The organism is Neiella litorisoli (assembly GCF_014773395.1).
GTDB lineage: Bacteria > Pseudomonadota > Gammaproteobacteria > Enterobacterales > Neiellaceae > Neiella > Neiella litorisoli.
Genome location: NZ_JACXAF010000019.1, coordinates 37,994 through 59,302, shown reverse-complemented (window position 1 = coordinate 59,302; position 21,309 = coordinate 37,994). Strand labels below are relative to the sequence as shown.

18 protein-coding genes are annotated in these 21,309 nt (G+C 44.0%); 14 read left to right on the top strand and 4 right to left on the bottom strand.

Annotation, left to right across the window (positions count from 1 at the left end; all coding sequences use genetic code 11):
* The first annotated feature begins 13 nt into the window (after positions 1-13).
* The 5 genes from IC617_RS14085 to IC617_RS14065 are packed head-to-tail and all read left to right on the top strand — an operon-like array spanning position 14 to position 5,948.
* The gene (locus IC617_RS14085; RefSeq protein WP_191145630.1) at positions 14-1,888 is read left to right on the top strand and encodes a hypothetical protein; all 1,875 of its coding nucleotides are present in this window, start codon (positions 14-16) and stop codon (positions 1,886-1,888) included.
* A gap of 34 nt (positions 1,889-1,922) precedes the next feature.
* Positions 1,923-3,164: a glycosyltransferase family 4 protein gene (locus IC617_RS14080; RefSeq protein ID WP_224746020.1), complete on the top strand. Its 1,242-nt coding sequence runs from the start codon at positions 1,923-1,925 to the stop codon at positions 3,162-3,164.
* On the top strand, positions 3,157-3,999 hold the full coding sequence (locus IC617_RS14075) for a glycosyltransferase (RefSeq protein WP_191145629.1): 843 nt from the start codon (positions 3,157-3,159) through the stop codon (positions 3,997-3,999). The genes IC617_RS14080 and IC617_RS14075 overlap by 8 nt, the downstream gene beginning before the upstream one ends.
* Before the next feature lie 12 nt (positions 4,000-4,011).
* Entirely contained in the window at positions 4,012-5,016 is a 1,005-nt protein-coding gene (locus tag IC617_RS14070; RefSeq protein WP_191145628.1) for a glycosyltransferase family 4 protein, read from the top strand.
* Positions 5,013-5,948: a glycosyltransferase family 2 protein gene (locus IC617_RS14065; protein ID WP_191145627.1), complete on the top strand. Its 936-nt coding sequence runs from the start codon at positions 5,013-5,015 to the stop codon at positions 5,946-5,948. The genes IC617_RS14070 and IC617_RS14065 overlap by 4 nt, the downstream gene beginning before the upstream one ends.
* On the opposite strand, the gene IC617_RS14060 is transcribed toward IC617_RS14065, so the two are convergent.
* The gene (locus tag IC617_RS14060) at positions 5,949-6,869 is read right to left on the bottom strand and encodes a glycosyltransferase family 2 protein (protein WP_191145626.1); all 921 of its coding nucleotides are present in this window, start codon (positions 6,867-6,869) and stop codon (positions 5,949-5,951) included. It abuts the gene before it with no gap.
* Between the two features lie 316 nt (positions 6,870-7,185).
* Here IC617_RS14060 and IC617_RS14055 point away from each other — a divergent pair, with 316 nt between their 5' ends.
* The 9 genes from IC617_RS14055 to IC617_RS14015 are packed head-to-tail and all read left to right on the top strand — an operon-like array spanning position 7,186 to position 17,644.
* The gene (locus tag IC617_RS14055) at positions 7,186-8,508 is read left to right on the top strand and encodes an MBOAT family O-acyltransferase (RefSeq protein WP_224746019.1); all 1,323 of its coding nucleotides are present in this window, start codon (positions 7,186-7,188) and stop codon (positions 8,506-8,508) included.
* Between the two features lie 16 nt (positions 8,509-8,524).
* Positions 8,525-9,718 (top strand): hypothetical protein, encoded by a 1,194-nt coding sequence (locus IC617_RS14050; RefSeq protein ID WP_191145624.1) that lies wholly within the window; start codon positions 8,525-8,527, stop codon positions 9,716-9,718.
* A 57-nt stretch (positions 9,719-9,775) separates the two neighbouring features.
* Entirely contained in the window at positions 9,776-10,669 is an 894-nt protein-coding gene (locus IC617_RS14045; RefSeq protein WP_191145623.1) for a glycosyltransferase family 2 protein, read from the top strand.
* Positions 10,670-10,671: 2 nt separating this feature from the next.
* A complete protein-coding gene (locus tag IC617_RS14040) occupies positions 10,672-11,802 on the top strand; it encodes an AGE family epimerase/isomerase (protein ID WP_191145622.1) in 1,131 nt (376 codons plus the stop codon).
* 33 nt (positions 11,803-11,835) lie between these two features.
* Positions 11,836-13,275 (top strand): oligosaccharide flippase family protein, encoded by a 1,440-nt coding sequence (locus IC617_RS14035; RefSeq protein ID WP_191145621.1) that lies wholly within the window; start codon positions 11,836-11,838, stop codon positions 13,273-13,275.
* 40 nt (positions 13,276-13,315) lie between these two features.
* Positions 13,316-14,530 carry a glycosyltransferase family 4 protein gene (locus IC617_RS14030; protein WP_191145620.1) on the top strand — a complete coding sequence of 405 codons (1,215 nt, stop codon included), beginning with the start codon at positions 13,316-13,318 and terminating at the stop codon, positions 14,528-14,530.
* Between the two features lie 37 nt (positions 14,531-14,567).
* The gene (locus tag IC617_RS14025; RefSeq protein ID WP_191145619.1) at positions 14,568-15,482 is read left to right on the top strand and encodes a sulfotransferase family protein; all 915 of its coding nucleotides are present in this window, start codon (positions 14,568-14,570) and stop codon (positions 15,480-15,482) included.
* Between the two features lie 46 nt (positions 15,483-15,528).
* Complete coding sequence (locus IC617_RS14020) at positions 15,529-16,392, top strand: DUF5672 family protein (protein ID WP_191145618.1); 864 nt, start codon at positions 15,529-15,531, stop codon at positions 16,390-16,392.
* Between the two features lie 52 nt (positions 16,393-16,444).
* Positions 16,445-17,644 carry a polysaccharide pyruvyl transferase family protein gene (locus IC617_RS14015; RefSeq protein ID WP_191145617.1) on the top strand — a complete coding sequence of 400 codons (1,200 nt, stop codon included), beginning with the start codon at positions 16,445-16,447 and terminating at the stop codon, positions 17,642-17,644.
* 40 nt (positions 17,645-17,684) lie between these two features.
* Here IC617_RS14015 and IC617_RS14010 read toward each other — a convergent pair whose 3' ends face one another.
* From IC617_RS14010 to IC617_RS14000, 3 genes are read right to left on the bottom strand one after another with little or no spacing between them, the layout of a single operon-like run.
* A complete protein-coding gene (locus tag IC617_RS14010) occupies positions 17,685-18,701 on the bottom strand; it encodes a hypothetical protein (RefSeq protein WP_191145616.1) in 1,017 nt (338 codons plus the stop codon).
* Between the two features lie 54 nt (positions 18,702-18,755).
* Complete coding sequence (locus IC617_RS14005) at positions 18,756-19,721, bottom strand: hypothetical protein (protein ID WP_191145615.1); 966 nt, start codon at positions 19,719-19,721, stop codon at positions 18,756-18,758.
* 46 nt (positions 19,722-19,767) lie between these two features.
* Positions 19,768-21,249, bottom strand: coding sequence for an oligosaccharide flippase family protein (locus IC617_RS14000; RefSeq protein ID WP_191145614.1), 1,482 nt, complete (start codon positions 21,247-21,249; stop codon positions 19,768-19,770).
* Positions 21,250-21,309 lie beyond the last annotated feature (60 nt).

Sequence of the window (21,309 nt, the reverse complement as noted above, 5' to 3'; positions counted from 1 at the left end):
GGACGTTGCTATCGTGAGTCGTTTCTCTTTGCCGTTATGGCTCGTTGCTCTAACGAGCCTGGGCTGTAGTTCGACATCAACAGTGTCCGATGACAAGGAAGCCGCGGCACCACCGGCGATTGCTGAGACGGCAGTTATCGTTGAAGCGGAATCAACAGAACAAAGCCGCTTCTACCAGCAAGCAAAACTCAGTCGCGAACAACTCAAGCTAAAGATTACTGAACAGCAGCAACGATTAGCGACCTTGTTGCAGCGCTATACCGACCAACATCCAGAGGTCGTTTCCGCTTCTCGTAAACTCGAATCATTACAGTCTCAGCTCGAAAGCAATTACTCCTCGGCAACTCAACAAGCAAGCTCACAAACCTCACGGCAAGTATCGCAAACCAACCCCATACAGCCGTGGCGACCGAAAATTCTTGATTCCGATCAGCACTACCTCCCTAATTTTTCTTACGCAGGCTATCGATGGGGTGAACAACAGCCTCGACTGACTGGGGCAACGATTGTCGATGTCACTGAGTTCGGAGTTGTTGTCAATGATGAGCAAGACGACAGTGTCGCGATGTTAGCGGCTTTGGAACATGCTCATGAGGTGAACGGCCCTGTGATCGTTCAGTTACCTCAGGGGCGAGTCGACCTATCGCGAGTTCTAGCGATTCAGCGTAGTCAAATCTTGTTGCGCGGCGCTGGCTCATCAGCAGAAACCGGAACGGAGCTATTTTTTTCTAAGCCTCTGTTGTCAGTAGCTGCAGAAGACCAGCAGCAATGGAAAATTCGTAATCTGGTTGCCGACAACCAAGTTGCGACGTTCAGCCGCCTCTCTCCCGTTTCTTGGAAAGGAGGCTTTATTTGGACTAGGCCTGGTTTGAAGCCATTTTCGACGGCGTTACCTGCGGAGGCCCTCGCTGGTAAACAAGGTCAGCATGAGCTAGAAGTCGACGATCCCAGCTTGTTCTTCCCTGGCCAAACGCTAATCGTTAGTTGGTGCAATCAAGGCTGCCAAAGAGCAAGTTTTGACAAACACCTGATGGCGGCAACCCAAACGAAATTAGGAAGAGCATATGACCGGCGAGCAAACTTGGTTAACCAGTTTGTGACGGTAGAAGCTATCAACGGTCATCGTCTTCGAGTGAAAGAGCCTTTGCTGCATCACGTTAAGCCAGAATGGCGCGTTAAGTTGCGCAATGCAGAGCTGCTAGAGCAAGTTGGCTTTGAGCAGTTCAGAGTGACTTTTCCTAAAAGACCTTATGCAGGTCACCATCGAGAGCCCGGCTTTAACGCGTTCTTTTTGAATCAGGTTAAACATGGTTGGCTTAGAGATATTGCAACGGTACACGCCGATAATGGCATTATTGTTGAGAAAAGTGCCAATCTTAGCTTGAGTGATATTCGAGTACTTGGCCGCGGTGGGCACTACACCATGAGTATTTCAACTTCCAATTATGTACTCGCCACTAATTTTCAGTTTACTGCGCCTGCGTTGCATTCACCGGCGGTGGGGTGGAATGCTGAGCTAAATGTTTACAGTGGTGGCCAAGTTAACAACGCCAAATTCAACTTGCATAGAGGGTTGAATCAGCAGAATTTGTTTGATGATATTGATGCCGGAGTTAGTAGCACGCAGGACTTATTCACCGAAGCGGGAGGACGTGAATCTGGTCCCATTGCAGCAGGTTATACCACCTACTGGAACGTCAGAGCACAAGGTCGAGTTAACCTACCTATTACAGTGCGGGCTCCTGGGATCCGTTTGATTGGTTTGGATTTTCCAAAGCCGCTGGAAACTAAATCACCGTTTATCGGCTATGCCGAAGGGTTGAATCAAAAAGCCATTGAGCCCGCGTCGCTGTACCGATATCAATTAAATAAGCGCTTAGCGAACTGACCATCAATACCAAAGGATAAGCAGGGAAGATGTTTTGAAATTACTTTTAGTGACCTCTAATTATCCGCGTTGGACGGGTGATTCGACAACACCATTTGTTCATAGCCTTGCGAAAGACTTAGTCGCCAAAGGGCATCAGGTGACTGTGTTGGCACCACACTTTGAAGGGGCCGCGCTGAAAGAAGACTTCGATGGTGTGCAAGTCCGTCGCTTTCGTTATTTTTGGCCTGTTAAGGCGCAGACTGTCTGCTATCAAGGCGGTGCTCTGGTTAACTTGCGCAAAAAACCAATCGAAAAACTGAAGCTGCCGATGTTGGTGTTGGCGGAGTGTTTTGCAGTGTTTCGCTTATTGCTAACTCAACGATACGACGTGATCAATGCGCACTGGATCATACCTCAAGGATTTGCTGCTTTAGTGTCATCTTGGCTGTTTCGAGTCCCTGTTGTAACGACTGTTCATGGTGGTGATATTTTCTCGTTAAAAGGCAAGCTGATGTTGAAGTTTAAGCGCTGGGTACTTAGGCGTTCAGCTGCAATCAGTGTTAATTCGTCGTTTACCGAGGCGGCTGTTAATGAGCTACAAATGAGCTCTAGCGGCACTTCTGTTCATAGAATTCCAATGGGCGTGACTGTTTCCGAACTGCCTGATCCTGAGGAAGTGTCGCAATTGCGCTCATCGCTACAAGATCATCCTGAGCAAAAACTGTTGGTGTTCGTTGGCCGGGTTATTGAAGAAAAAGGAGTGTTTGAGGCGCTGGAAGCGACACGCTTGTTATTGGCAAAAGGCCACCAAGTGAAGCTGGTGGTCATTGGCGAAGGGCAGGATAAGGCCGAGCTGGAACAGCGGATTGCACGAGCCAATTTAGAAGCCGCAGCACAAACCCTTGGTTGGGTCGATCATAGTCAGGTACAACACTATATGGCAGCTGCTGATGCTTTTCTGGGGCCGTCAAAACAGTCCGCCAGTGGTTGGGTTGAAGCTCAGGGCCTGACATTTCTTGAAGCCATGGCTGCAGGCGCCGTTGTCGTTGGTTCACGCTCGGGCGGCATTGTCGATTCGATTGAGCATGGACATTCTGGTTATCTGTGCGAACCAGCTAGCGCAACCAGCTTAGCGGATACTTTAGAGCAAGCATTGGCGTTAGATGATGATGGCCGTCAGCAGTTGGTGGCTAACGCCAGAAGCCGAGTTGAAGCGATGTTCTCCAGAGAGATATCAGCGGCAAGATTTGAGCATCTATTTCGCCAGGTCAGCGGAGTAACCAACGATGAGTAGTCAGCACACAGATCAGCCGCTGGTCAGCGTCTATATTCCAACAAAGAACCGCCCTCAAATGCTCAAGCGAGCGATCGATTCGGTATTGGCTCAGACTTATCCTGCCGTTGAAATTGTCATTAGCGATGATGGCTCTACGGATGATACTCCCGACTTTGTTCGGAGCTTGCAAGAGAAGCATGGCAACATCGTTTATTTGCGAGAAGAACAGTCTAAAGGGGCCTGTCACGCCAGAAACAAAGCGATTCGAGCAGCCAATGGCAAATTTATTACTGGGCTTGATGATGACGATCGTTTCACTCCTGAGCGCATTGCTGAGTTTGTCGCGGCCTGGCATCCCAATGATTCATTTTTGTGCGCCCAAAGCTTTAATTACACCGGTAAAAAAATGATTCCCAGCCGTTACTATGGTCGCCAAATCTCGTTGGCAGAGATTGGCTGTCGCAATGTTGTAGGGAATCAGATTTTCGCTGATCGGCAAAGGCTGCTGGAACACGGCTTGCTATTTGATGAATCATTCCCAGCTTGGCAAGACTATGAATTTTTCACTCATATTATTGCCAAGCTAGGCCCTGCTCGACGCATTATGAAGCGAACCTATATTCAGCATACTGACCACGAGCTGGGGCGAATCACCCATCCAAGCCGGATTCGGGCTGGCTATCGATTGTTCCGAGCTAAGCATGGTCATCTGTTGAGCAAATCTCAACGCTTATCTCTGTTGGTCAATATGACGTTGCTTTGTGGCCGAGGAGCATCCAAACGTATTCGGCAGTTGTGCTGGCGTAATGGCAACTTTTACGACCTTTTCCGAATCTATAAATCGCGCATCTAAGCAGGGACGCCAATGAAAGTTTGTTTTAAGCTCATCGAAGCTGGCTCTGGTAGTGACGTGTGGACCTACAATATGGCCAAGTCGCTGCAGGCATTTGGCGTCGACACACAAGTCGATTTACTGCCTCATCATTATCAATATTACCCTGACCTAATTGGCTCAGCGATGGCGAAAACTGATGCTGATATTGTTCATACCAATAGTTGGAATGGCTTTCGTTTTGCTCAATCTGGCGTCAAATTAGTGACCACTGAACATCTGGTTGTCCATGATCCACTGATACGTCCATACAAAAGTTTTGCGCAAGCGCGTTATCACAATTTGGTGCGTTGGTATGAGCAGCGTGCGTTTGCTGCTGCTGATGCCATCACCGCAGTGAGTCAGTATACCGCTGGCCAGGTAAAGCATTGCTTTGGCGTCCAAGCGCAAGCGATTCAGAATGGCATCGATGTTGAGCAATTTTATCCGCAGACTGTGTCTGATGAGTTGGTGCCACAGGCTCGCGACAAGATTAAGTTGCTGTTTGTTGGTAATTTTACTCGACGGAAGGGGGCCGATTTGCTCCCTCACATCATGGAACAATTAGGCGACAGATTTGTTCTATTAACCACCTCGGGTTTGCAAGATAAACGAGTTGCTGAATCGAAACAAATTATCTCTATTGGCAGACTCAATGCCGAACAGTTGCGACAGTTTTACAACTATGCCGATATCTTCCTGTTTCCAACGCGGTTAGAAGGGCTGAGTTTAACGACGATTGAAGCAATGGCATGTGGCATGCCGGTAGTAACGACAGACTGCTTCTCAATGCCTGAACTCATCGTAGATCGACAGGGTGGTTTTCTTTGTCAGCAAGACAGTGTCGATCACTTTGTGCAATCGATTCAAACGCTTGCTGAATCATCAGCGCTTCGGCGTCAATATGGTGAATTCAATCGAAGTCATGTTGAGAGTCGTTTTTCTTTGACCGGCATGGTGCAGCAGTACGTTGACTTGTATCAGGGGCTGCTGGCATGACAGTCGAATCGGTATTCAATCATAGCGCTTCTAAAGCCATCTCTATCATCGTCCCTGTATTTAATGATTATCAGCGCTTATCTTTGTGCGTGAATGCGTTACTGCCACAACTTGACGCCGCAGATGCAGAGTTAATTGTGGTCGACAATGGTTCACCTGATGTCGATCAGACAGTGGTCGGCGTTTTGAATTCTCATCAGAGAACAAAATATCTCATTGAGCTGGAACCGGGCTCCTACTCGGCACGCAATGCCGGATTGAAAGTGGCTGAGGGCCGCATCATTGCTTTCACTGACAGTGATTGTATTCCTGAGCCAGATTGGCTTGAACAAGGTTTGGCGATTCTAAATCACACACATAATGATTTGATCGCCGGAAATATCACTGTGTTTTGTGCTTCTAACGGTCCCCGCACTTTGTTGGAGTCATTTGAGCGAGTGTTGGCTTTTCCGCAGCGGGAAAATGCCACTTTGGGCAGAAGTGTCACGGCCAACTTTTGGATCCGGCGCGCTATTGTCGAGCGGATTGGCCGTTTCGATTGCCAAGCTTTTTCAGGTGCCGACTATGAGTTTTCTAGTCGAGCGGTAAAGCATGGCGCTGTGATGACATTTGGTGAGCAATGCATCGTAGCTCACCCTGCTAGGCGTGAGTTAAGCGACATGAGGCAGAAGCTTCGGCGCGTTGTGGGTGGTTTCTATCGGTTGCAAAACAAAGATCCCGCGATGGCAGCTCAATTGAGTTGGCAGGCATTACTTAGTGACGCCGCACCGCCTATTCAAGCACTAAAGAGTTGCATTCGCCAAAAGCAGACGTTGCAGCTATCAAACTATGAAATTGCCAGAGTCTTGTTTGTTGCTTTGCACAACAAATGGTACCGCTTGTGGCTTAAATTAAGAGTGAAAGCTGGCTTAGTTGGCTTTGTTGAGCGCTGATTAATTTCGCTCGACGGATTGCACTAAACCAAAGCGACATTTCAGACGCTCCTTCACCGAATATAAATTCACGGCGTAGAAGCAAATAATAGCTTTTAGCCGTGTTGATATCTTGGCTTGGGGAAATCGGGTTAAGAAATCGTAGCCTTTTCTTACCGGCGGCATGATACCCGTCACGATGCCGTGTACACCAGTGTACTTCTTCATGAGCGGGTCCGAGTCTCTTCTGGCCCAAGCTCCATGGGCAATGCGCCGTTGTTTGGTGAGATACTGTTGGAAAGTATCTCGTGCAGGGTGCCTAATCTTTACTCGTTGATCATAAATCAGCACGCCTCCTTGTTGATGTAGTCGCAAACACCATTCTTTGTCACCGCCAGATTTTAAATTGTCATTGAATAAGCCAACTTCATCAAAGCACTTGGCTTTGACAATTAGATTCGCAGTGGGCGAATAGTGTTGTTGGTGAATTGTTTTTTGCTGTGGAAACCCCTTCAGTAAATCGATGAGCTCAATAGCCTTGGGGTTGTTGTCGTCATGACAAAATAATTCGATTGGGCCGCTAACTGCATCACAGCTTGATTGTGAAAGCACTTCGTAAGCGGCCTGCAGCCAGTCTGGGTCAGGTTTACAATCTGAATCTGTGAAGGCATAGAATTCTGCTTTGCTGCCGTTTAGTGCTTTGTTGCGCGCAGCGTAAGAACCGGGTTTGGACTCGAACCAGAGATTCACATTAATGGCTAACCCCGCTGGCAATTCAGGCGGTTGGCTGGAACCGTTGTCCACCACGATGACTTTAAATAGAGATTTATCCAGCGTTTGTTGGTCAATCGCTTTGAGGCACTGAACGAGGCGAGCATTGTCATTGTAGGTTGGGATGATAACGATGATTTTCGCTTCAACTTGGCTGGTTAATACGGTCATTGCTAGGCCTGATTCCGGTTGATTTAGCTTTTCGTTTGCATTAGCGTAAACGTGAGCTGGTGCTGAATTTTTAGCCTACCACAAGGCTTACTGTCATTTGAGCACTGAAGGGCTACAAATTACAAGTTTGCTACAAACCTAGAAGCTCCTAAACCAAGGAAAGGTTATGCTGTTTAACTCGCTAGAATTTATATATTTTTTCTTACCTACAGTTCTAGCTCTATTTTTCTTACTAGGCCGATTTAACAGCAGAATAGCAATAACCCTCTTAGTTTTATCTTCGTTGTTTTTCTATGGCTGGTGGAAAGCTGACTATTTGATCCTGATTATTGGTTCTATGGTTGGTAACTACATAGTCGGTTCATTAATTAATTCCGCCCACCAGACCAATGCCAAGCTAGCAAAGTTAATTCTTACCGTCGGCGTCACTCTGAATTTGGGGTTACTCGGCTACTACAAGTACTTCAACTTCTTTCTAGACCAAGTGAGTTGGCTCACTGGTGAAGATTGGCAAGTTGCGCGTATAGCGCTGCCGCTGGCGATTTCATTTTTCACATTCCAACAAATCGCATACTTGGTTGATACATACAGAAAAGAGATTGAAGAGCATAGCTTTTTACAATACTCACTGTTTGTAACCTTCTTCCCGCAGTTGATTGCAGGACCTATTGTTCATCACAAAGAAATGTTGCCTCAGTTCGCGCAAGCATCAACATTTCGGTTCAATAGCTACCACATGTCGGTTGGCATCGTGTTATTCAGCATTGGCTTATTCAAGAAAGTTGTGTTGGCTGACAACGTTGCAGTGTATGCCACGCCTATTTTTCAAGCCGCAGATCAAGGCATAGCGTTAACAGCTTATGAAGCATGGATTGGCACGCTGGCTTACACCATGCAACTGTATTTTGATTTCTCAGGCTACTCCGATATGGCTCTTGGCTTAGCTCGAATGTTTGGTATTCGATTACCTGAGAACTTTAACTCACCCTACAAAGCCACCAGTATTGTTGATTTCTGGCGTCGATGGCACATGACTTTGAGTCGCTTTCTCAGAGATTACCTTTACATAGCATTGGGCGGTAATCGCAAAGGGCCGGGACGCCGCTATGTGAACTTATTGCTCACCATGTTGCTTGGTGGTTTGTGGCACGGTGCCGGTTGGAACTTTGTTATTTGGGGCGCGTTGCATGGCTCTTATTTGTGTATCAACCATGCTTGGGGTCATTTCCGCAGTTCCATTTCTTCGGCGCCGGTGCTAATGGCCGAGCGAGTTTTCTATTGGGCATTGACGTTTGCAGCGGTTTGTTTTGGTTGGATTTTCTTCCGAGCCGAAACCTTGGATGGTGCGCTATTAATTTTGGTGAGCATGGCCAATCTGAGTACTTTAACTCAAGGGTCTCCAGAGCTTATTTTAGCCTTTGATGCATTGCTATGGTGCATCGCGCTGCTCGCTATCGCTGTTTTAATGCCCAATTCACTGCAACTATATAAATCGGTTGAGAATATTCTGAGTGGCGAACAACAGATTAAGGTGCCGCGCTGGCAAGTTCCGGCGGCTGCCGTCGCTTCGGCATTTGCAGGCCTATATGCGCTGAGCAGCATTGGTCAGCTCTCTGAATTTTTGTACTTTAATTTCTAATGCGGAGTAATTTGTAATGGCAGGACAAGCTACTTGGCGTTTCTTAAAGTACTGGCTAGCAACATTTGTGTTGTTGTTAGCTGGCTTGATGCTGACCAACCTTTGGTTAGATCCACTGTACTTGTACCACTACGAAAACGTTCCTCGCAGCGCTTCGGGATTTGAACGTGAATTCAAACCATGGCATTACAAGCAGTTGAAAGATCCTGAATACGTCATCATCGGAAACTCCCGAACAGACTATGGCCTTGACTTAGGTCACCTAGGCGAGGTCAAAGGATATAACTTTTCTGTTCCTGGGGCCGGTATGACCGAGCTGAGGCGAATGTTTGAGCACGTGGTGGATAACAGCCAACCCTCAACTGTCTTTTTGGTCGTCGAGAATTTTTGCGACGGAGGCGTTGCTAGAAAGCCGGTGCATTTATCTGGCCATATATTACAAGACCTTAGAAGCTGGTTTTATCGCATTAATTACTTAATTTCGTCACAAACATTGCGCGACGGATTAGGTGCTTTGGGGAAAAAGCAGTCGGCTTATTATGACAGGTATGGCCGTCGACTCGCCTTTATGTACATTAATGATACCGTATCTGAGAGAATGGAACGCCGAGAAGCAGCGAGAGTCAAGATCAACGAACGAGCTGCCGAATCTAGACGCCCCTCGACGGCCTTATGTCGCACAAGTTCTCTTCAACAAATTATCAACACTTCCTATGACCAAGGCATTGATCTCAAATTAATTATCAATCCCATGCATTTGAGATATTTGGAAATTGATCATCAGTTTATGCTGGCTGAGAGAAAGCTGACGGAATTGAAAGTTCATTTGGTAAAAGCGGTCGCTGATGTGGCAGACCGTCGTAGCCTTGAACCCGTTCCTATTTTCGATTTTCAGTTAGTCAATAGTTACACCACAGAGTATTTCGATTACGAAACAGTGGAGGATTTGAGGTATTGGTCGGAATCCTCCCATTATACGAAAGCCATGGGGGATTTAATGCTCGACTGGATTTACGCGTCTGAGCCCCAACGTGACGCTGCTTTCGCTGCTTTGCTGACACCTGACACGGTTGAATTACACGTAGAGAAGCAATGGCAGTTATTTCTCGACTGGAGAACTACGAATCCGAGGGTCGTCGAAGAAATTGCCGAAAAATATCAAACGCCATACATGTCCCGTCTGGCTCTTGCGCCTTCTGGCGCCAAATAAGTTTGTGAGCAATCGTGGATTATATTGGACGCAGTGACATATGGAAGGAACAGTATTTTGAGTGAGCCGATAGTCTCTATCATCATCCCTGTTTATAACGATCTGAATGCCATTCAACAAACACTAGCGAAGCTGGAACAGCAGAGCTGTGATCAAGCTTTGTTTGAAATATTGGTCGTTGACAATGGCTCAACGGATGGCTCGATAGAATGGTTGGAGCAACGCTCTGATGTTTGTTTAATCAAAGAACATCAACGACTAGCAAGTCCTTATTCGTGTCGCAACAGAGGTATTGAGGCTGCATCTGGCCGTTATATTGCCCTACTCGATTCAACCTGTATTCCCGCAAAGGACTGGGTGTCTTCCGCTATCAAGTATTTGGACGAACATCCTTCGTGCGACCTTTTTGGTGGCCAAGTCATGTTTAATTTTGAGGATCGAGTCACTGCCGGCAAGGTTTATGACTCAGTTACCAATGTTCAAATGGAATATGCCATCAAGCAGCGCAAGGCCGCTAAAACCGCCAACCTTTGGGTTCGGCGGAACGTTTTTTCTAACATTGGCATGTTTGAGGAAGGCGTGCGGTCGGGAGAAGACATGCGTTGGACTGGTTATTGTTCAGAGCAAGGTTTGTTGCTTGAATATTGCGATAGTTGCACGGTTTTTAAATATGCACGATCCACTTCAGAGTTGTTGAAGAAGCAAATCCGAGTGGGTAAGGGGCAGGTGCGGCTATGGCAGGAGCAAGGCGTGTTTAAAGCAAAATTCAAGCAAGCATTAAAAAAGGTGTTCCCAGCTCGTCGCAAAACGGTAAGAGAGTTAGCGGCAAAAAGCAAACAGGTGGACTGCCGTGGTAGCCTGTACCTCCGGTTTTATCTGGTTGCATATTTTAGTGGTTTGGCGACGTTGGCCGGCAATATTATTGGTTGTGTTAGTAAACAAAGGGATTAATTGTGTTGGACTCAATTGTAGTTGCTCTGGCTGATGTTGCTTTGCAACAACTGACCTCTCAGGGCTTTATCAGTGGCGGCCACAATGGGCCATATTTTGATCCTGAAACTCCAGTAAGAAACACTGCTCATTGGGCGACAACATTAGCGGTGTTGTATCAGCGCGACGGGGATGACAAGTATCGTCAAGGTGTACAAATTTGTGTCGATTACCTGAAGTCAAACCAAGCTCGGCCCATGAAAGCCGCTTTCCATTGTCGCACCAGCGTCAGAAAAGACTTCTCAAATGGCACGATTGGCCAAGCTTGGGCAATTGAAGGTCTGGTTGCTGGCTATATCGCCTTGGCCGACGAATCATGTCTTGATTTAGCCGAGCAGACTTTTTTGCTGCATATCTTTGATGACAAGTTCGGGATGTGGAACGTTCGTAATGTCGACGGCAGTATGCGAGGGTTCGACATGACGTTCAATCATCAACTTTGGTTAGCTGCTGCAGGTTATGTTTTGCTTTCCGTTCGAGACAACGCAGAGATTAGACGACAATGCGATGCCTTTATGGCTGGTTTGTCAAAGCGGCTTCGAGTATATGGCAATGGTTTAATCAAACACCCTATTGTGAATACGCCGACCCTATTCAAAAAGGTAAAGTTCACCATTGAATCATTGCTAGAAAGTATTCGTCTGAAAAAAGCAGGCAAAACTAAGCTGTACAAGGAAAACGGCTATCACCTATTCAATGTTTATGCTTTTGCGCTTATCAAAAAGCACGGTGGCAATACGTCATTCATGCAATTAGAGGCGTTTCAAAAAGCTTTGGCATATTGTGGCTCAGATGAGCTGTTCAAATGGCAAGATGAGTCGAGTCGAGCTATTGATTGTCACACCATGAAAGGCGTTAAGCACGACGCGATGAATATTTACGGTTATGGCTACAATGCCCCAGGATTTGAACTGCCTTATATCGCCAAAGTGTTCGCTGATAGCCAACCTGACCTTGCGTCGAAAGTGGGTGGCGTGATCGCCAAGCAAATTGATTCTACTTACGACTCAGAGCGCGAATCCTTTTGTGTCAATACTGAAGACTCACTCACGTTAAATGCTCGTATTTATGAATATGTTCGCTGCTGGCAATAGTTGCAGTTAGCATACGCAAGGACAGCTGTATTAATGTCGTTAAAAAGAAAATCTGCTGCTGCAGTATTGTGGAATGTTTTGACTAGTGGGTTTGGTCAATTTTTTTCATTTGTAGTTTTTATACTGCTCGCTCGATTAATGTCAGTAGAAGAATTTGGCTTAGTCGGCTTTGCCTTTCTAATCGTAGAGTTTGTTTCCATCTTTTTATCTATTGGCGTTAGTCAAAACTTGATTAGAAGAGACGAATGGACTGATGAGTTCGCATCGACTTACCATTCGATCATTTTGCTCGTTGCGGCAGGAATCGCCTTACTTCTAGCGGCAGCTGTTGCACCAATAGTTTATTTTAGCTATTCAGAGAAACTAGCATACATACTGGCGGCGCTAGCCTTCATTCCAATTCTGGATTCGTTGCGCACCACACATTTCGCCAAGATGCAGCGAGAATTCCACAATAAGCGCCTAGCATACATAAGATTAACATCAACGACGTTTGGGGGATGTGTGTCCATTGCGCTGGCTTTCTTCGAGTTCGGAGCATGGTCTTTAGTGATTGGGCGCTTTTCTCAAAGCATCTTTGCGACGTTTGCTACCAACTTTGTTTCCGATTTCAAAGCAAAATTTCATATCGAAAAAACTCACATCAAAGAAATTGTAGAGTTTGGCAAGCCTTTGCTTTATATGGCGTTGCTTGGATTCTTATCCGGTAAAACTGTAAACATGCTTGTTGGTGTCTTCTTTGGAGCGAGTGCATTTGCGTTGTTATCAATGGCTCGGCGGGCACCTCAAATACTCATAGAGCTGATCATCAACCCACTTAATAAGTCTTTAGTAGCGACGCTTTCTCGACTGGAGGGGGAGCAAAGAGTAAGCGCATTGTATCGAGTTTTGAGGATCGCTTGTTTCGTTATACTGCCGGCCTATTTGGGGCTAGGGGCGGTATCCGAGCCTTTCATTTTGTTGTTTGTTGGAGAAAACTGGATAGACAGTGCCTTTTTGATGAGCATCGCATCAGTCTCAGCGCCAGGCTTGATAGTTGGTTATTTTTTACCAATGCTGATGGTTAGTTCGGGAATGCCCAGAACAGCGCTACACATAAAAATCACAACATTAGTTGCTAGTATCAGTGCTCCTGTTATTGCAATTCCGTTGGGCATTGAAGGGATGGTTGCTGCCATGGTTTTCGTAACCTACCTGACCTTGCCCATTCGCTTTCATATTGCTTCGAGAAAAGTTGATATTTCGCTTGGTGGGGCGCTCAAAAGCGTTTATCCATTTATTATCTCCTCATTATTAATGTTTGCATCGGTGAAGTATTTATATAGTTTAGATATTAATATGATGGATTCTCATTTGATTGAGTTGACCGCTGGGGTTTTGTTGGGTGCAGTGGTATACCTTACTATATTAAGTATCTTTTTTAATCGGCACCTATTTACCGTCGTCAATGAGATCAAGAATCTCAGAAAATAGAGCAATGGCGATTCAATGCTAATATCAATTAGGTTCTCACATGAAATGCATCATTGTTAGTCCAGTTGCAAGCATTCCTACACATTCCGGTAACTCTGCCCGCGTTCGACATATTCATGAGATGCTAAGCGGGCTGGGCATTTCCGTGACATTTGTTCTTTGTCCAATCAAAGGCATTGCGGTAAGGAGTGATGGCTACAGTATGGCTGCAACTTATGGCCATCAATTCATTCAAATGAACGATGGAAAACCATATAAGCCAGCACTCATCCAACGGTTGTTGACTCGTTTTAAAAAAACTTGTCGCCAGAAAAATATAGCTTTACCAGCCCGATTTGAAGATTTTATTTTCAAAGACTCATTCATTTCTAGCCAAGCAATCGATGATTTTAAATGTATAGTGAATAAAATTAAGCCAGATTTTATTGTTATAAACTATGCGTTTTTAGCGAAGTTAATCAAAGCTATTGATGATTCAGTGGTAACTATTATTGATACCCACGATAAGTTCACTGATAGAAATCAGCAAATTCGCGAATCAGGCGGTGATGGTTTTTGGTTGTCTTTGACCAAGAAGCAAGAGAAAGGACTTTTGTCGCGAGCTGATATTGTGTTGGCCATACAACATCATGAAGGAAACTACTTTCGCGGTTTACTGCGAGGAGAACAGACGCAAGTTGAAACTCTAAGTATCGTACAGCCGCCGGCAAGGAAGTCGTACGTGGGAGACCCCAGTAAATTTACTGTGGGCTTTTTGGGATCCAACAACAAACACAATCGCGATGGAATTTTGTTCTTTGTAGAAAACCATTGGGACGGCATCAAAAAGCAAATACCCGAGGCTACTCTCGTTATTGCTGGCGCAAAGTATGACGAATTCGTGAATCAAGAAGATTCTGCAATCTACTGTGTTGGGCGAGTCGAGGATTTAGGAGATTTCTACGACGGGTGTAATCTAATTGTTAATCCGTGTTTAAGTGGCAGTGGACTGAAAATCAAAAGTGTTGAGGCCATGACGCATGGCAAACCTTTAGTTACTACCGCCTGTGGCGCACATGGCTTAGAAGATGGCTGTGAGTTTGGTTTGGTTATATCTGATTTGGAATCTGATTTGTTTGCAACGGAATGTGTTCGTATCTTGAGTGATTCAAGTGAACAACAAAGGTTAGGAGATCTCAACCTGCTTTACATTGAAAAGCAACGCGATCTCTCAATAAGAAAACTGCAAGCACTGCTCAAAATACCGCAGCCGTAGGGCTCTATTTTGAGTATTAAGGGAGGGTTATTCATAGATGCGAATTGCTGACTTTTTTATTATTGGAGCTGCTAAATGCGGGACCACATCGCTGCAGAGCTATTTGGGGCAGCATCCAGATATAGCTTTCTCTCGTTATAAAGAACCAAATTTCTATGCGCTCGAAGGGGCCTCATTACCCGAGCCTGGACCAGTCAGTTCAGAGCGCATGTTTGCGCAAATATACGATCACTGCATTACGTCATTTGACGACTATCAGCAACAATTTGTTCATTGTCAGAATGATAAGGTAATTGGCGATGCGTCGGTCAGGCATTTGTACTATCCAGAAGCTGCAAAACGCATAGCGAAGCGCGTACCAAATGCAAAGTTAGTTGCTGTACTCCGTGAACCAGTCAGTCGACTGTATTCCCATTACTGCATGAATAAACAGTACGACTTAGAACCGCTTTCGCTAGAGGAAGCTCTTGCCGCAGAACCAGAAAGGATGGCTAAGGGCTGGGGATGGGATTGGCATTACGCTAATGTCGGAATGTACGGAGCGCAGTTATCTACTTATCTGCAGCATTTTGAGCGCGAGCAGATGATGTTTGTTCTATACGATGACTATCTAGCTGACCAGCATAAAATAATTTCAGATATATGCCGATTTTTGGATGTTGATGATCGCTTTGAAGCCAATACTAGTTCACGCGGTAAAGTACCTTATTGGCCACGGCATCATTCATTTGATCGTTGGCTCCATGGCAAAACTCCGTTCAGAAAGGCCCTCAAACGGCGTCCGGTGGGTTGGTTGGTAGAGCCGGGGCTGAATGCCCTTGATCGAATGAATAGACAAGCGGTACCTAAACTGGCTGAGAGTGTTGCGGCCAATATTAGCCACCACTTCAAGGAAGACGTTATGTTGCTCGAAGAGATATTGGGTCGCAAAGTACCGTGGAAACACTATTGAGACTTCAGTGATGAATATATTTGGAAAACTTAAGTGGACAGAACGAATGAAGAATAGTTCTGCCCAGCAACTGCGTCAGCGACTCGCCAGTCAAGGCATTTCAAAGCATGACATTGAGCATTCTCACCTGACACAATTTTACGGCAGCTTAAAGCCTTTTAAAGATAAGCCGGACATGGCTTTGGTCGATTCGATGGGATTGGAACGTATTATCGTTAACGAGCACGAATCACAACCCTTGGTGGGTCTGATAGTTGAAACGCGTTGCTTAGAATCATTGGTATTCGTAGTTGGCCAAGTGATCGATAAATTGAGGATTCCGGTGCAGTTATTTCACGGCTCCGAAAATGCTGAATTTGTTCATTCTCGATTCGCCGATGCTATATCGAGCGGCCAGTTGGTCGTTTGCCAATTGAATGCTGCAGCTCTATTTGCGCCAGCTTACAACGCATTATTCTTGTCTAGCGCCTTTTGGGACAAGGTGATAGGAGAGGATAAGGTTCTGGTATTTCAAACGGATGCGTTGCTCTGTAGTAACTCCGACTACTCAATCGATCATTTCACTCACTTCGATTATATCGGTTCTAAATGGAAGCGGAGCAGACCAATTGGCATGATTGCTGACGGTGGGAATGGTGGGCTCAGTTTGCGTAGTAAAGCGAAAACAATGGATTGCCTCCAGCGATTTCCACCACAGCAATGGCCAGGCGGAGAAGATGGCTATTTTGCTTTCCATATTGATTTAATTGGCGGAAATGTGGCTTCCATGGCCGAAGCAGAAAAGTTTTCGACTCAAATACACTTTGCTAAGAAAAGCTTTGGTGGTCATAAAGTGAGTGATTTATCTACTCAAGAGCTAAAGCAATTTATGGCATATTGCCCTGAACTACATAACATCCTAAGCGACTAGTAAGTGTGATGCTCATAATTTGATGATATTTCTATTGTAGAACGGTTTGAAGATGAATAAAGCACCATCAGGTTATGTATATTTTTTGAGTGCTAGCGACCGGTTAAATTATGGAGACCTGCTGTTTCCAATGATATTTAAAGAAGTCCTTGTGAAAGCTAATTCGAAATTGAAATTTGTAAACTGTGGACTAGTCGAAAGCGACCTATCTAACTTCGGCGCCCTGCCAACTATAAGTTATAGAAGTTTAGAGAAAAATATTGTAAAAACAGGTGGTTGTGTGGTTGTTGGCGGTGGGGAAGTCTTATTTCCCACTTGGGGGCTCCTTTATAGTTACATTAACCCTGTTTTTAGCTACTTGTTTTATAAGTATAAATTCGTAAAAAAATTCGATGAAAGAATAGGTTTTAGTAAACGTATAATTTCCCGCACGAGACAAGTATCTGCTTTTTGTGTTGATTTACCTAACTCTAAGACATTCTACAACTCCGTTGGTGGTATAGGACTCAAGAGAATTTCCAAGAATGAGTCAGAATACGCCTCTGTAAAAAACAACCTTCAAAAAGCCGAATGGGTATCCTTGCGAGATTACGCGACTGCAGAAAGCTTATGTGAAATTAGGCCTGATGTTCAAACTGTGCCTGATTCGGCGTTAATCATGTCTGATGTCTATCCATTAAGTGAGCTAGAGGATCTGATTTCAGAGGATTTTAAAAATCTACCCGATAAATATGTGGTTCTTCAATTAGGCGCTAAGTTTGAACCGCAAAATTTAAATCAATTTGTTGGCGAGGTGCGCTCAATTGCCGAGCGGCAGAATAGCAAAGTTGTATGTTGCCCCATAGGTTTGGCGCTCGGTCATGATGATCACAAGGTGTTAAAAAAGATATGTGAACTCGCTGGCGACTTTCTTTACGCCGCTCCTCAAAATCTATTTGACATCATGTATACCATCGCATGTTCTGAAGTTTATTTGGGTACAAGCCTTCATGGATTTATTACAGCCCAAAGTTTTGGTTGCAAGTTCATTCCATTGAATAAAAGAGTTCACAAAATGGCAAGGTATGCCAAGACGTGGACTGAGCCCCTAGGCGTTACTGACTGCCACGATTATGATAACGATTGGTTGGCTATTCATAAAATCAATGATAATTGGGATGCCGAAGTCGCGAATAGGTTGCTACAAGATCAGAAAACTAAGGTCTATGACAATATAAATACAATGATTGATGCAATGGGAAGCGAATCGTAGATTCATCTTATGGATGATAAAATTTATCTATTGTTAGTCATTAAAATTTGAAAAACCTGTTTTTATAGCGTTTTAATTTTATTGAGAGCGAGCTGAAACTTGTTTTTTTATCAACTTTTTCTCGATTTGACTGAAAAAATTTTGCCAGTTCATCAAAGCAGGACTCAGGGTCTGATGTTTTTATTTTTTGATCAGAAAAATTAGAGCCTAATTTAGATTTGAAAAATTCGTTTTCAATGGATAGCTCTTGCTGTATTGACTCAAGCTCTTGCTCTGTTAGAAGGAACTTATTATGGAAATATCTTTCACCTTTTAAATAGACCTTATCCCATTTTTCATTGAGAGCCCCATCTATAAATCTAGGCACTTTTTTGTTGAATCCATTCTGAATTCTCACTCCGGTGTTTGATATTCCTTCATTGCTACTTCTTATTCTTATTTTATTAATATTTATTCCCATTGATTCTAGTAATTCACCTACGGGACCATGTTCATGTTTGCAAATTCCTTTGAAGGAAAACATTTTTGTCTCCGGGAATACTTCTAATATTTTGTTTATCTTTTCTTGCTGACTAATAAATTTAGTGATAGATAAATGATGCCCTGTTTTTATTTTTTGTTGGATTATTGAACAGTGGTACTCATAAGGACTTCTAATCACCACTAAAGGAATTATCTTGAAGTTATGGAATTCGATATCACCCTTCAACTTGATTAAGCTCGACTTGCTTAGAATGGATATATCTTCACCAGATAATATTATGTTTTTGCTAGTTTGAAGTGATTTATTAAATTGATCTCTGTAATCTTTATTGAGCTTTTCTATATTTCTCGACTTATATATTAAGTTGGTGTCATAGAGTTGAGGCGATTTACAATATATGGAGTATATTGGAATTGAGTGGTTACATATTTCATCTAATTCAATGTAATTGCTCTTAAATATAGGGAACTCATACCCCTGCTCACTCAGTTGCTCAAGGCTTTTTCTGCAAGTTTGCTGAAGAGAGCTCGTTGCTGTTTTATGGAATCCCATATGTAAATACAATTTTTTCATCGTCATTGAACCATCAATTAATCATAATTTAATTAGTTTGATATTCTCTGGTAGCTAGAAAACATGCCTTAATTTTTCGGCTATTACATGGTCTCCATAGCTTTCTTGGAGACTTTGAAAAAAGTAGCTACCATTCGCTTTCTGGCTGTCTCCGATCAATGTTTCTAGCTCTTCAACACTATCAAATAAATACACAGGCAACCTTTTAGATAATAGTTCTTTCGAGTAGTGACTGCTTCTCGCAATTAATGAACAACCTGCTGAAAGTGCATGTATCATAACACCGGAAGCAATCATACTAGATTGCTCGTTGCCACAAACCACACATTGAGACTTTGAAAGCAGCGCGTTCAATTCATTTTGCTCTATGAACTTATCAACGATCTCTATTTTTAAGGATCGTTTAGAGGCGATCTGTTGTACTTTATTCAACAATTCTTCGTCTTCAAATTTTCCAACGATCATTATTGGTGTACTCGTGGGCCAATAAGATAGGATTTCGTCAACTTTTTTATACCTCAATATTTTACCAAAAATAATAAACGGTATCGTTTTTTCAGAGGTTGTCTGTTCAATATCGTAAAGAGGGTGAGGAATATAAGTAAAACCATGTTGTTTTGCATAATTTTCTGAGTGGCAAACGATACGATGAGACATGCTTTGCAGTAATAATTTTATAACCTTGTGATAAAGCCTTTGTATTGCATTTGCAGTTTTTAGTCGATGAGGAACAATATTGTGTTTTATCCACACCAACTGACTTTTGGTGAGATAAATGCGAAGAAAAACTGATAATAAATATATGAAGTGGCGAGTAGATTTATAAGTCGTTTTCTTTATTACTTCATCTTCTTGCCATGAAAATAAAAATTTGCTTTTTTTAGGTATGTTGCTCGACGTAAACGAGAACTTTGGAATGTCACTTGGTGTAAATCCTATCTCTGAAATCAATGACAATAATTTGCTGTAGTATAAGTTCGACTTGATCGATTTTGGTAGAATATAAATTTTATTTGTCATTGCTACTCTCACATTGTCATCAATTAAATAGTTCGCTTAACAGCGACTATTGCCCCTTAATCGCACTCAATTTACTCGTGACTTGAGTTAGGGTTTTCTTGACTAAGTACTCTAGGTGATGCGCTTCTTTATCTGAATGAAATGACACCCTAAAGGCGATATAGATGCCCACCAGATACAGGGCAGCAAATACAAAACCAACAACAAAGAACGACAAGTAAAGGTTGCTGATATGGCTGTTAACAAGTTGCGCAGCGCTAATTGTTACCGCTAGTACGAGCGCTAGGTTAATGACTACCTTCAGTAACTGTTTGACGTTGATTTTGAGCATGCTCGATGACAATGTGAAAAACGCAATGACAATGCCTAGCTCTAACAAAGCCCGAGTGTAAGCAAATTGAATAACGGATTGAGTTGCCAAGAAATACAAGCACAGGAACATAGCCGCTGAGCTAATGATCTCGTAGTAAAACACATATTTCACTTTCGCCAGCGCATACAGAATGGTGTTACTCATGGTCATGAATAAATGTGAGACGATGATTAACGATAGCGCGCCAAACACATCGGCATATTCCAGCCACTGTTGGCCAAGCAAAACGAACACACATAATTCGCTGAAGAAATACAGAAATGCGGTAATGGGCAGGCCAATGCACATCAACACCATAAAGCTAATATTGAACTGGTAATGCAGCTTGTCTTTATCGTGTTTCGAATTGGAGAACTCTGCTAACAGCGGCTCACATGCCGGTGTAATCAATTGTGATGCCGGCATGAACGAAATGTATTTCATGACGTGGTAAGAGCCCAGTTGTGCCTTGCCGAAGAACGAGCTGACCAGCAGGGTATCCATTTGTGCCCGCAGGTAACTAAAGATTTCCTTGGGAATGACCCAGCCGGTGTATTTGAGCTGTTCGCGAACTTTGGAAAAATCGATCGATACTGACATCGGTTTGATGATGTAAGAGCCAACGCACTTAATAAACGATGAGGTAACTTGGCCAATAATCAATGCCCAATATGACTGCAGCAAGTAAGCAGAAGTTAGCGTCACCGACACCGCGATTACCTTCTCAGCGATCTCGAGTTTCAGAATTGGACCGTAGTTTTGCTCTTTCATCAGTAGCGTCACAGCTGGGCATTGAATCGCTGTAAACACCATATAGAGCGAGCAGACTCGCAGCACATCGACCAATCTTGGATCGTCATAGAAATCGGCAACCCAAGGAGCGCTGATGATGATTCCTATGGCAAATAGGTTGCGAACCAACATATTCATGGTCCAGACGCCACTAATTACGCTCTTGTCTAGATTACTATGCTGGATTAGGTAGGGGCGGCCACCTGTCTCTGCCATCACTTGGCAGAAGTTCAGCACAATTGTGGCAATAGCAACGATACCAAAATCTTCTGGTACCAAAATTCGAGCTAGAACGAGCGTGCTAATTAGACCAATTGAGCGCTTGAAGAAAGCGACCAATATAAGTGCGAACGAGCCTTTTAATACGGTGTTTGCTCTGGACAAAAATTAGCTCCCTTAAGTAATCATCCTAGTTCTTGGTGCTCAATACGACTGCTAATTGAA